Origin of the sequence: Bradyrhizobium sp. Leaf396 (assembly GCF_001424605.1) — a bacterium.
Classification (GTDB): domain Bacteria; phylum Pseudomonadota; class Alphaproteobacteria; order Rhizobiales; family Xanthobacteraceae; genus Bradyrhizobium; species Bradyrhizobium japonicum_C.
Genome location: NZ_LMQJ01000034.1, coordinates 205816 through 216961, shown reverse-complemented (window position 1 = coordinate 216961; position 11146 = coordinate 205816). Strand labels below are relative to the sequence as shown.

General features: G+C 64.4%; 12 protein-coding genes. 1 reads left to right on the top strand and 11 read right to left on the bottom strand.

Annotation, left to right across the window (positions count from 1 at the left end):
* Positions 1 to 98: 98 nt before the first annotated feature.
* The gene (locus tag ASG57_RS25750; protein WP_057198046.1) at positions 99 to 1424 is read left to right on the top strand and encodes an MFS transporter; all 1326 of its coding nucleotides are present in this window, start codon (positions 99 to 101) and stop codon (positions 1422 to 1424) included.
* A 216-nt stretch (positions 1425 to 1640) separates the two neighbouring features.
* Here ASG57_RS25750 and ASG57_RS25745 read toward each other — a convergent pair whose 3' ends face one another.
* The 11 genes from ASG57_RS25745 to soxX all read right to left on the bottom strand — a co-directional run bounded on the left by ASG57_RS25745 (position 1641) and on the right by soxX (position 11012).
* The gene (locus ASG57_RS25745) at positions 1641 to 3359 is read right to left on the bottom strand and encodes an N-acyl-D-amino-acid deacylase family protein (RefSeq protein WP_057198044.1); all 1719 of its coding nucleotides are present in this window, start codon (positions 3357 to 3359) and stop codon (positions 1641 to 1643) included.
* Between the two features lie 185 nt (positions 3360 to 3544).
* The gene (locus ASG57_RS25740) at positions 3545 to 4747 is read right to left on the bottom strand and encodes an MFS transporter (RefSeq protein ID WP_057198042.1); all 1203 of its coding nucleotides are present in this window, start codon (positions 4745 to 4747) and stop codon (positions 3545 to 3547) included.
* A 144-nt stretch (positions 4748 to 4891) separates the two neighbouring features.
* Positions 4892 to 5071: a hypothetical protein gene (locus tag ASG57_RS25735; RefSeq protein ID WP_024337015.1), complete on the bottom strand. Its 180-nt coding sequence runs from the start codon at positions 5069 to 5071 to the stop codon at positions 4892 to 4894.
* Between the two features lie 71 nt (positions 5072 to 5142).
* The gene (locus ASG57_RS25730) at positions 5143 to 6180 is read right to left on the bottom strand and encodes an MBL fold metallo-hydrolase (protein WP_024337016.1); all 1038 of its coding nucleotides are present in this window, start codon (positions 6178 to 6180) and stop codon (positions 5143 to 5145) included.
* A 201-nt stretch (positions 6181 to 6381) separates the two neighbouring features.
* The gene (locus ASG57_RS25725) at positions 6382 to 6840 is read right to left on the bottom strand and encodes a DsrE family protein (RefSeq protein ID WP_024337017.1); all 459 of its coding nucleotides are present in this window, start codon (positions 6838 to 6840) and stop codon (positions 6382 to 6384) included.
* Positions 6837 to 8588, bottom strand: a complete 1752-nt coding sequence (gene soxB, locus ASG57_RS25720) for a thiosulfohydrolase SoxB (protein WP_024337018.1) — start codon at positions 8586 to 8588, stop codon at positions 6837 to 6839. The genes ASG57_RS25725 and soxB overlap by 4 nt, the downstream gene beginning before the upstream one ends.
* Before the next feature lie 54 nt (positions 8589 to 8642).
* Positions 8643 to 8948 (bottom strand): hypothetical protein, encoded by a 306-nt coding sequence (locus ASG57_RS25715; RefSeq protein WP_024337019.1) that lies wholly within the window; start codon positions 8946 to 8948, stop codon positions 8643 to 8645.
* Positions 8945 to 9808: a sulfur oxidation c-type cytochrome SoxA gene (soxA, locus tag ASG57_RS25710; RefSeq protein WP_024337020.1), complete on the bottom strand. Its 864-nt coding sequence runs from the start codon at positions 9806 to 9808 to the stop codon at positions 8945 to 8947. The genes ASG57_RS25715 and soxA overlap by 4 nt, the downstream gene beginning before the upstream one ends.
* Before the next feature lie 2 nt (positions 9809 to 9810).
* Positions 9811 to 10122 carry a thiosulfate oxidation carrier complex protein SoxZ gene (soxZ, locus tag ASG57_RS25705; protein WP_024337021.1) on the bottom strand — a complete coding sequence of 104 codons (312 nt, stop codon included), beginning with the start codon at positions 10120 to 10122 and terminating at the stop codon, positions 9811 to 9813.
* A gap of 16 nt (positions 10123 to 10138) precedes the next feature.
* Positions 10139 to 10630 carry a thiosulfate oxidation carrier protein SoxY gene (soxY, locus tag ASG57_RS25700; protein ID WP_057198040.1) on the bottom strand — a complete coding sequence of 164 codons (492 nt, stop codon included), beginning with the start codon at positions 10628 to 10630 and terminating at the stop codon, positions 10139 to 10141.
* Between the two features lie 25 nt (positions 10631 to 10655).
* Complete coding sequence (gene soxX / locus ASG57_RS25695) at positions 10656 to 11012, bottom strand: sulfur oxidation c-type cytochrome SoxX (protein WP_024337023.1); 357 nt, start codon at positions 11010 to 11012, stop codon at positions 10656 to 10658.
* Between the last annotated feature and the right edge of the window lie 134 nt (positions 11013 to 11146).

Genomic DNA, 11146 nt, shown 5'->3' with positions numbered 1-11146 from the left:
CTGCTGCGGAAATGCCGGGTTGCGTTGGTTGTGGAGCCGTTGTTAGCTTTCAAGGCGGCCAAATCAAAAAAGTGCCGAAAAACCATTCGGGGAGAATCATGAGCGCTCAGGGAACGTCGGCGGTGGCGGGCAAGTCGGCCAGGACGCCAAGAGGCGCCTGGACCATCACCTTTCTCCTGTTCCTCTTCATGGTGGTGAACTTCGCCGACAAGATCGTCGTCGGTCTCGCCGGCGTGCCGATCATGACCGACATGAAGCTCAGCGCAGAGCAATTCGGCCTGCTGGGCTCCTCCTTCTTCTTCCTGTTCTCGATCTCGGCCATCGTGGTCGGCTTCGTCGTCAACAAGGTGCCGACGCGCTGGGTCCTGCTGGTGATGGCGGTGATCTGGGCGCTGGCGCAGTTCCCGATGGTCGGCACCGTCTCCTTCACCACGCTTTTGATCTGCCGCATCGTGCTGGGCGCCGGCGAAGGTCCGGCCTTCTCGGTCGCCGCCCACGCCATCTACAAATGGTTCCCCGACGAGAAGCGTACGCTGCCGACCGCGATCCTGTCGCAGGGCTCCGCCTTCGGCGTGATCCTGGCGGTGCCGGCGCTGAATTGGATCATTGTCAACCATTCCTGGCACTACGCCTTCGGCGCGCTTGGGGTCGTCGGCCTGATCTGGGTCGCGGCCTGGCTCGCCCTCGGCAAGGAGGGACCGCTCGAGGACACGGAGGTCCTCGCCGTTGCCGAGCCGAAGATCCCGTATGTGCAGCTTCTGACCTCGCGCACCTTCCTCGGCTGCGTGTTTGCAACCTTTGGCGCCTATTGGGCGCTGTCGCTCGGGCTCACCTGGTTCACGCCCTTTATCGTCAAGGGGCTCGGCTTCTCGCAGAGTCAGGCGGGCTTCATCTCGGTCCTGCCCTGGGTGTTCGGTGCCACCATCGTCATGCTCACCGGCTGGATCTCGCAAGTGATGATGGCCCGCGGTTACACCACGCGCATCTCGCGCGGCGTGCTCGGCTCGGTGCCGCTGATCATCGGCGGCCTGATCCTCGCCATGATGCCGCATGTGCAGGGCGCCGGCCTGCAGATCGCGTTGCTCGTCGTCGGCTCCGGCCTGTGCGGCGCGATCTACGTGGTCTGCCCGCCGATGCTCGGCGAGTTCACCCCGGCCTCGCAGCGCGGCGCCGTCATCGCGATCTACGGGGCGCTCTACACGCTCTCGGGCATCATCGCGCCCAGCGTGATGGGCACCGTGATCCAGCGCGCAGGCAGCATGCTCGACGGCTACTTGACCGGCTTCACGATCAATGCGGCGGTCATGATGGCCTCCGGCGTCATCGGTCTGGTGCTGCTCTGGCCGAACACGGAAAAGACGAGACTGACGCGTGGTGCGTCGGCGCAAAGGGCGGCGCTGAAAGGTGCTATCTCGCCGACTTAGGATGCTCCGCTCCAGGGGAAGGTGCGATAGCACACACGGGGAAACGCGGCGGGAAGCTCGCCTGCGGCCATCCCTCGAGACGCCCGCCTCCGGCGGACCCTCAGGATGAGGACCACGTGCTCAGCAGTGTCAGCGGACGCGGCGCTCGCTCAGCCTCTTCCGAAAGCTCATATGCGAGTGCCATGCCTTCCAGGGAAGGGCCAGCAGGCAGCCTCGCTAATTCACTCCCTGCGCGCCACGAATCAGCTTGCCCGGCCGCCGTCCCGTGGCCTCGCCGTGCCGCCGCGTCACCACGCCCGAGACGATGGTCGCCTCATAGCCGTCGACATCCTGCAACAGCCGCCGTCCGCCGACAGGCAGGTCGTAATGCACCTTGGGCGGATGCAGATGCAGGCGGTCGTAATCGATCACGTTGACGTCGGCCTTGTAGCCCGGAGCGATAAGCCCGCGGTCCCTCAGGCCTACCGAGAGCGCGGTCTTGCGTGACTGCGCCGCCACCACGAACGGGATCGTGAGCTTCTCGCCGCGCTTGCGGTCGCGCGTCCAGTGGGTCAGCAGATAGGTCGGGAAGCTGGCATCGCAGATGATGCCGCAATGTGCGCCGCCATCCGAGAGGCCCGGCACCGACCGGGGATCGAGCAGCATCTCGCGCGTCGCATCGAGATTGCCGTCGGAATAGTTCAGGAAAGGCACGTAGAGCATGCCGCGGCCCTCGTCCGACAGCATGGCGTCATAGGCGAGTTCCTCCGGCTGACGGCCTTGCCTGCGCGCTTGCGGCCCCAGCGCGTTCTCCGGCGGCTGCTCGTAATCGGGGGGATCACCGAGCAGGAACATCTTGTCGTAGTTGGGACGGAAGAACAGCGGATCGTCGGTCGCCGTCGCCGTCTCGCTCAGGATCGCCTTGCGTACGTCGCTCTGACGCAGCAGCGCCAATCGTTCCTGCAGCGGCAGATGCGCGATCGCCCTGTAGCTCGGATGGGTCTGGAACGGATTGCGCGACAGCTCGAGCCCGAGCAGGAGGCCGACGGGACGCGCCGCGATCTGTGCCGTGACGGAGAGGCCGCGCCGCGACGCCGCATTGATCTCGTCCAGGGTCTGGCGCCAACGCTGCGGCGCCTTGTCGTTCTGCGTGATCGAGAAGGAGATCGGGCAGTTCGTGCTATCGGCCACCCTCAGCATCATCGGCAGGTCCTCGTGGATGGTCGAGAGGTCCAGCACGAACTGCAGCACGCTGCGGCCCTCGCGATGCATTGCGCCGGCGATGGCCGTGAGCTCGTCTTCGCCCGCCTTCAGGGTCGGCGTGAAGTCGCCGGTCGAGGTCCGATGGTTGAGCGTGCGCGAGGTCGAGAAGCCGAGCGCGCCGGAGCGCACCGCCTCGCCCGCGAGCTTTGCCATCGTCGCATTGTCCTCGGCAGTCGACGGATCGCGGCGGGCGCCGCGCTCGCCCATGACATAGACGCGCAGCGCCGCATGCGGCAGCTGTGCGCCGACATCGATGTCGAAATCGCGCTTGGCGAGCCAGTCCATGTAATCGGGAAAGCTTTCCCAGGCCCAGGGAATGCCGGCGCTCAGCACCGGCTCCGGAATATCCTCGACGCCCTCCATGAGCTGGATCAGGCGGGTGTGATCATCGGGCTTGCACGGGGCAAAGCCGACGCCGCAATTGCCCATGATTGCAGTGGTGACGCCGTTCTGCGACGACGGCGTGATGTCCTGGCTCCAGGTGACCTGGCCGTCATAATGCGTGTGCACGTCGACGAAGCCCGGCGTGACGAGCTTGCCGCGCGCGTCGATCTCTTCGCGGCCCCTCGCGGAGACCTTGCCGACCTCGCTTATCTTCCCGCCGGTGATCGCAACGTCGGCCTCGAACAGCTCTCCGCCACTTCCGTCCGCGACATTGCCGCCGCGGATCACGAGATCAGGGGTGGTGCTCATGTGTTTCTTCCCGTCTTGTTGTGTTGTCTATTTTGTCGTCCCGGACAAGCGCGTCAAAGCGCACACCGATCCGAGCCCCGCAAACGAGGGGCGAAGTTTGGTGAAGACTCGGAGAGATCGGCTTCGCGCGCCACTACTCCCTGTCGTTATGGGTCCCTGCGCGGCGACGACAGCTCAGCTCCTGGTTACCCTTGCCGCTTCCGTTCCGTGAACGGCGACAGCAGCACCGTCGCCAGCATGAAGATCACGGACGCGCCGAACACCCAGTGCGGTGCATTCTGGTCCATGATCCAGCCGAACAGCAGCGGACTGACGATGCCGCCGAGATTGAAGCCGGTGGAGACGATGCCGAAGGCCCGTCCTGCAGCGCCGGCGGGCGCTGCGTTGCGCACCAGCATGTCGCGCGAAGGGGCGATGACGCCGGAGAGGAAGCCCGCCGCCGTCATTGTGGCGGTCAGAGCCCAGCCCGGCAGCGTGACCAGCGCGATCAGCAGCACGATCGCGGCATTGGCGGCAAAGCAGGCCGCGGCGACCTGGCCGTGACGCTCGGTCCGGTCGGCGAGGAAGCCGCCTGCGAGCACCCCAATGGCGCTGGCGCCAAGGAAAGCCGTCAGCGCGATGTTGGCGGCGGAGTAGGAGGCGCCGTAGCCGCTCATCAGCGCCACCACGCCGAAATTGTTGATGCCGGCGACCGACAGGCTCAGCAGCATGAACAGCGCAGTCAGCGTGATAAGCACCGGCGTGATGACGGCCTGCTTTGGCGCGCTCTCGCTGCCGGGCTTCTTCTTGTGCGCACCGGCATCGGGAATGTTCATGACGATCAGCAGCAGCGCCACCGCAATGCCGATCGCGCCGGAGGCGATCAGCGCGCCGGTGCCGCCGGACAGTGTGACGAGCGCGGCCACGATCGCCGGTGCGACGGCGCCGCCGAGAAAGCCGGCAAAGGTATGGATCGAGAAGGCGCGGCCCATTCGCGCCTCGTCCATGTGCTCGGCCAGGATCGCATAGTCGGCGGGATGATAGACGCTGTTGGCGAGGCCGAGCAGCACTGCGCACGCGATCAGCGAGGCGTAGCTGAGATGCAGGCCGAGCAGGATCAGCGCGGCGCCGCCGAGCGCGAGCCCGGCCAAGAGAATGCGCCGCGCGCCAAAATGGTCGACGAGATAGCCGGTCGGCGCCTGGGTCAACCCCGATACCACCGCGAACACGGTGAGCGCGAAGCCGAGCTCGATATAGCCGACCCCGAGCTGGCCCTTGAGGAACGGGAACAGCATCGGGAGCACCAGCAGATGGAAATGGCTGACCCAATGCGCGATCGAGATTCCCGTCAGCGTACGCAGTGCGCTGTCCGCCTTGCCTTGCTGCGGTGCGGCGAGAACGTCGACCATTGCAGTTCCGTTTCACTCCCGATGGAGGCGCAAACTATCGGGGAGAGCGGTTATTTGTCCATGAACGCAGGCGCATGGCAGGTAGCGAGGGCAGGTAGCGAGGGCAGGGGACGACAGCAAAGCGCGGGGTGCCGGCCTAGACCCTCACAACGGCTCGTCATCGGGGCCGTATCGATCGCGTTTCGGCGTTGCGATGTCGCCATCCTCGTAATCGTCGTCATCGAGGGCCGGCGGTGGCACCTTCGGATTGTTGTCCGCCTGCTGCTTCTCGGCGGTCTTGTCGTCGACGAATTTGGGCGGCTCGCTCAGCTTGCCAATGGCCATGGTTTTTCCGGATGGTGATGCTGCATCCGCTCCTATCCGGAACATATGTGCAGGTCCTGACCTATCGCAAGTCAGTGCAACACCGGTCCGCCGGCCTTCTTCCAGGCGTCGATGCCGCCGGCGATATGGGCGGTGTTGAGAAGCCCTGCCTCCTTTGCAGCCGCCACCGCCATTGCCGAGCGTTCGCCGAAGGCGCAGAAGAAGACGACGCGGCGGCCGGTAGCGGCGGCGACCTCGCGCAGCATGCCGCCGGGCTTGAGGCTCTCCTCGACTGAGGGATAGGGCGTGTGCAGTGCGCCTTCGAGCATGCCGTGCTTCAGCCGCTCGTTGGTTTCGCGCAAGTCCACCAGCAGGATGTCGGGCCGGCCGAGGATGCGGATCGCCTCGGTTGCGCTGAGCGCGCGCCCTTCCTTCTCGAGTTCTTCCTGATGCAGACCGACATGCATGTTGGCGGGCACCGCCACGTCCATCATCTTGGGATTGGGCAGCTTCAGGTTCGCCATCAGCTCGATATATTCGTCGACCGAGCGCACCTGCAGCCGCGGATTGTAGCGCTTCTCCTCGCCGATGGTGGAGACGGTGTCGCCCTTGTAGTCGTGTGCCGGAAACACCATCGTCTCGTCCGGCAGCTTCAAGAGGCGGTTGAAGATCGAGTCATATTGCGCGCGCGCCGAGCCGTTCTGGAAATCGGTGCGGCCGGTGCCGCGGATCAGCAGCGTGTCGCCGGTGAAGACGCGGTCGCCCATCAGGTAGGAGTAGGAATCGTCGGTATGGCCCGGCGTGTACATCACGTCGAGCGACAGGCCCTCGATCGTCACCTTGTCGCCGTCGGCAACCCGCATCGCCACCACGTCGGCCTTGGTCTGATCGCCCATCACGGTCATGCAATGGGTTCGGTCGCGCAACTCGCCAAGCCCGGTGACGTGGTCGGCATGCAGATGGGTGTCCACCGCCTTCACCAGCTTGAGGTCGAGCTCGCGCAGCAATTGGCAGTAGCGGTCGACCTTCTCCAGAACGGGATCGAGGATGAGCGCCTCGCCGCCGTGGCGGCTGGCCAACAGGTAGCTGTAGGTGCCCGAAACGCTGTCGAAGAGTTGGCGGAAGATCATGGCAGGACCCGGCAGTGGAACTGGTTTCGAGGATTTTACTACGGCGGAGGCCAAAAGGAGAATTAATTCACTGCCATGAGAAAACAATCGGAAGATTTTCATTGCGATCTGACCCGTCATTCCGGGTGATGCGCAGCTTCGTAGCGGAGTCTCGAGATTCGGATTCGGCTCTGCGAGCCGCCCGGAATGACGGCGAGGTGCCTACGGCCGCACCAATGTGTACCCGTTCTCCGCCAGGAACAGGATTTGCCCGACGCCCACCTGCACTGGCGTCGCCGCTTGGATGAAGTCAGGCCGCTTGCCCGTTTCCCGTTCGATCGTATCGACCGTATTGAGGCAGATGTCGAAGCGCACGCCCTGTGCGATCAGGCTCTCGACCTGCTTGCGGCGCTCGCCGCCGGCGAGAAGCAGGTCGATGCCAGGACCGAACGCCACCACTTCGATCGCGATCTTGTCGGGACCGTAGGCTTTCAGCAGGTTGTTGGCGACGCTCAGCACCAGGGACTGCTTCTTCGCATCGCCATCGGAGAGCTGCAGCACGATCCTGTGCTCGGCGAACGGCTTGTCCTGCAGCGGCACCTGTTGTGCAAGAGCAGGCGGCACCGCTGCCCAGACGAGCAGCGCCAGCATCATCGCGAATTTGAGCTGCAGCCGCATCATCCGCGTCCCGCAATCCCTGGATTGCCCTCGACCCCCTTCAACGTCACGCCGGAGCCGAGTCGCTCCTGCAACATCCGGCCTGAGCGCAGATATTTGCCGACGACGTCCCACACCGGCGCGCCCTGCCGGGTGTTGACCGAAGCCCAACCCGCCACCTTGTAGCGGTGGCTGGCGCTGAGCGGCTTGCCGTTGCCGAGCTTCAGCTCGGAGATGCGAGCCCCGATCGCAGCCTCCGGCGTGCAGGTGTAGCTGAGACCGCCGGCGCGCACCATGTCGCCGCCCTGCTGGTAATACGGGTCGGCGTTGAAGAGATTGTCGCAGACGTCTTCGAGCACATCCTTGATCTCGGCGCCCGTCATCTCCTGAACATAGGTCTCGGGATAGCTGATCGCGGTCTCCGCCAGCAGATCCTCCATGGTCATCGCCTGTCCCGACAGCACGGTGACGCCCCAGCGAAAGCCGGGAGACAGCGCGATCTCGGCATCGAGCTCGGTGCGGAGCGCAGTGCAGATCAATTCGTCCATGGATCCCGAGAAATTGCCGCGGCGATAGAGCAGCCGGTCGGGCGTTGCGATCTTTTCCGACCAATCGGCCACGTGCTGCGCACGGACCCGACCGATCAGCTCGGCCATCGCCGGATCGGGCTTCAGCAGCTCCGAATAGACCGGCAGCAGATGATACCTGACATCGCTGACCTTGCCCCTGTCGAGCGCGAGATCCAGCACGGCCAGGAATTTCCCGTTGGAGCCGGCATTGGTGACGAGCGTCGTGCCGCCCGCATTCCTCACGGCCATCGGCTGCGGCACGGCATCATGGGTGTGGCCACCGAGGATGACGTCGATCCCGGTGACCCGGCCTGCGAGCTTGAGGTCGACATCCATGCCGTTGTGCGACAGCAGGACGACGGCGTCGACCTTGTCGGCGCCGCGCAACGCATCGACATGCTTCTGCAGCTCCTCCTCGCGGATGCCGAAGCTCCAGTCCGGCGTAAATCTCTTGGGATGCGCGATCGGGACGTAGGGGAAGGCCTGCCCGACGATCGCAATACGATGCCCGCCCATCTCCTTGATCATCGACGGCTTGAACACCCGCCCGCTGGCCTTGTCGAAGGCGGGCGCGTCGTTGAACGCGGCTTCCTCGGTCAGGAACACGTTCTGCGCCAGGAACTCGCCCTTGAATCGCTCGAGATTGTCGCGCAGCGCCTGCTCGCCATAGGTGAATTCCCAATGCCCGGTCATCGCATCGATGCCGAGCAAATTGGCAACCTCGACCATGTCGCGGCCCTGCATGACGTTGGCAAGCCCGGTGCCCTGCCAGAGATCGCCGCCATCGAGGAGGAGCGAACGCCGCTCGCCGACTTCGCCGCGCAAGCGATCGACCAGCGTCTTCAGATAGGCGAAGCCGCCGAGCTTGCCGAAGCGGCCGGCGGACTTCTCGAACTCGACGCAGGTGAAGGCATAGGCATCGGCGCTATCTGGCCGGATGCCGAACCGCTCCAGGAAGGCGCGGCCGACCAGATGCGGCGGCCGCCCCGCCATCTCGCCGATGCCGATATTGACGCTGGGCTCGCGAAAATAGACCGGGTTGAGCTGCGCATGCGTGTCGGTGATGTGCAGGATTCTTGCGTTGCCGAACCGCTCGAGGTCGTAGATGCCGGCGGTCTCAGTGCCGCGGGCCAGCCGCGGCAGGGCGAGCGTTGCGGCGGCGAGGCCTGCACTTTTCAAAACATCGCGGCGGCGGATCGCCATCCAAGAATTCTCCGCGCCTCTCGGGATCGCTAAACGGCTACTGTCCCAAACAGTCTAGCGGATTTCCATCGCCTTCCAGGCTTCTTTTTCCGATGTGGCCTGGAAAATCGAGGCCTTCGCCAGCGCCTCGGCCTCCCTGGCGGCGGCAACAGCACGATCGAAATCGCCGCCGTCGGCCGCCTTCTTGGCCGCGGCCAATGCCGAGACGGTGACGGTCCACTGGTTGCGCATGCCGGCCGCCTCCCTGGAGGCCGCTTCGGCGGCGGCATAGGCCGCCTTGTAATCCGCCTCGTTCGCCGCGCGCGCGGATGGCGCAAGGCTCAAGGCAAGCAGCATGGCGAGAGCAAGTGACCGCTTCATGGCCGTGCTCCCGGTCCCGAGATCGGCAGGCCATTGGCGACGTAGGACAGGAAGTACTCGACGTCGCGATATTCGTCCGATTGCGGCTCCAGCGGAACCGCGCGGGTCTGGCTGTTGCAGGTCACGAAGCGGCGGCTGGTGGTGCCCATGCCGCTCCATTCGGAGCGGTAGATCGGCATCGCGTTGAGGATGCCGAGCGCCGGCGCCAGGGTTTCGGCGCGGATGCGCTCGCCCGGGCTCTGCACATGACAGCTTGCGCAGGAGAAGTTCATCTGGCCGCGTCGCGTGTAGAAATACCGCTTGCCGTTCTCGAACGCCGCAAGCGCACGGGGATCGTCGGGGATCCTGATGTCCATCGGCTTGCCGCGCGAGGTATAGGCCATGTAGGCGGTCAGCGAGGCCATCTCGTCCTTGACATAGGAATAGGGCGCTTCGCCGTTGGCCTCGCGGCAGCGGTTGAGCGCGAGCTCCAGCGTGACGACCTTGCCTTCCTTCTCGTCGAAATAGGGATAGTTCTGCCGGATGCCGATGCCGCCGTTGGGGAAGCAGTCGGCATAGGTCTTGCCGTTCTTGAACGGCGTCGCGAACATCTCCTTGCCGGCTTCGAGCGCGAACTCGTAAGGCGGGAATTCCTCCTTCTCGCGCCACTGCCGCTTCATGTCCTCGTTCATGGAATAAGGACCGTTGACGAAATCCTCGCGCTTCACGTTCGGAAACTTCTGGAAGAAGAAGTTCTGGAACGCCTTGGCATCGGCAACGGGATCGACCTTGTCGGCCGCGGCCACGCGCGGAGGCGCGGCCGCGAGCGCGACAAGTGCGGCGCACACGGAGCCGAGCAGAAGTGAGAGGCGGACCTTCATCGTCACGCGATCTTCGCGGTCGTCGTGTCCGACGCACCCTTGTTGTCGATCCAGGAGATCTTGAGCTCGTCGCCCTTCTTGGCGCCCTTGAAGCTGAACTTGACGTATGGGTCCTTCGAGACCGCAGTGCCCCAATTGGCGACGAAGACGTCCTTGCCGTTACATTCGAACTTCAGCTCCTGGATGAAGTGCGCCGGAACCAGTTCGCCGTTGGGGTTCTTGACGAGGCCGGTGTCCATGGGGTGCTGGATCAGCGCCTGCACCTCGGTGATGTCGCCGTTGGACGTTGCGCGGACGCGAATGCTGGATGCCATCTCGAACTCCCTTCGCTCAACCGCCGCAGCCGCCGACGGTGACCTTGACCTCTTTGGTCGCGCTGTAGAGCTTGCCGTCCGCTTCCACGACCGCGGTCAATCTGGTGGTCTTGGCCATCTTCAGACGGTTGGCGACGGCAGGGATCGTGCCGTCCGGGATCTTGTAGCTTGCCGCGAGCGCATTCGGGTTCTCGGCCACGAAGAACGAGATCGATGTCACCTTCTCGAGTGACGTCGTCACCGAGATCGGCACCACGCCGCCATTCTCGGCGATCTCCGGCGCGTCGAGCTTGACCTTGTCGGACGGCTCGGCAGTCTTGCCATAAAGCGCCTTGATCGCGTCGGCCTCGTTCTTCTGCTTGAAGGCCTCTTCCGGATATTTGTCGTTGGCCGCAGCGCGCGCGGGAGCGGCGCCGAACGGCAGATTGCCGAGGCCGAGCAGCGCGACGGAAGCTGCGCCCTGCAGGATCAGGCGTCGCGTCGGATGAGGGCCGGTGGTGGTGGTCATCTCAAGTCTCCTGGGCAGCCGGCCGTCACAGGGTCTGCAGGAAATCAACGATCGCGTTGATCTCCTGTTCGGTCAAAATCCGGTTCCGGCCAAATGGCGGCATCATGGTCAGCGGATTGCGCTTGGTCTCGTCGAAGATGATTGCGACCAGCTCGTTGCGATCGGGGTACCTGGCCTTGATATCCTTCAGTTCCGGCCCGATCGTTCCCGGCAGGTCGCCGCCTTGCATGGCGTGGCAGGTCAGGCAATTGCCCTTGCTGCGGTCGAAAGCGAGCTTCCGGCCCTCGATCACGGTGGACTGCGCCTCCGCCGTCGCCACCGCAGCGCCGGCGAACAGGGCCAGCGCAACAAGCAAGGCGGGCTTGCGAGGAAAGACGGTCAAGGCATCGTCCTGAAGCGGTATGTCGATGATCTCATTTGCGGAATGGTTCAAAAGCACAAAGGGCAGAGCCTGACAATCAAGACTATGCATACGGCAAAATGGGGTTAATATCCTCGGCATTGCAACTGATGAGA

Bases quoted from the DNA above. Each gene is read 5' to 3' on its own strand.
- ASG57_RS25750 (WP_057198046.1), top strand. From the start codon at position 99: ATGAGCGCTCAGGGAACGTCGGCGGTGGCGGGCAAGTCGGCCAGGACG.
- ASG57_RS25745 (WP_057198044.1), bottom strand. From the start codon at position 3,359: ATGAGCACCACCCCTGATCTCGTGATCCGCGGCGGCAATGTCGCGGAC.
- ASG57_RS25725 (WP_024337017.1), bottom strand. From the start codon at position 6,840: ATGATGCGGCTGCAGCTCAAATTCGCGATGATGCTGGCGCTGCTCGTC.
- soxZ (WP_024337021.1), bottom strand. From the start codon at position 10,122: ATGGCATCCAGCATTCGCGTCCGCGCAACGTCCAACGGCGACATCACC.
- ASG57_RS25740 (WP_057198042.1), bottom strand. From the start codon at position 4,747: ATGGTCGACGTTCTCGCCGCACCGCAGCAAGGCAAGGCGGACAGCGCA.
- ASG57_RS25730 (WP_024337016.1), bottom strand. From the start codon at position 6,180: ATGATCTTCCGCCAACTCTTCGACAGCGTTTCGGGCACCTACAGCTAC.
- ASG57_RS25735 (WP_024337015.1), bottom strand. From the start codon at position 5,071: ATGGCCATTGGCAAGCTGAGCGAGCCGCCCAAATTCGTCGACGACAAG.
- ASG57_RS25715 (WP_024337019.1), bottom strand. From the start codon at position 8,948: ATGAAGCGGTCACTTGCTCTCGCCATGCTGCTTGCCTTGAGCCTTGCG.
- soxA (WP_024337020.1), bottom strand. From the start codon at position 9,808: ATGAAGGTCCGCCTCTCACTTCTGCTCGGCTCCGTGTGCGCCGCACTT.
- soxY (WP_057198040.1), bottom strand. From the start codon at position 10,630: ATGACCACCACCACCGGCCCTCATCCGACGCGACGCCTGATCCTGCAG.
- soxB (WP_024337018.1), bottom strand. From the start codon at position 8,588: ATGGCGATCCGCCGCCGCGATGTTTTGAAAAGTGCAGGCCTCGCCGCC.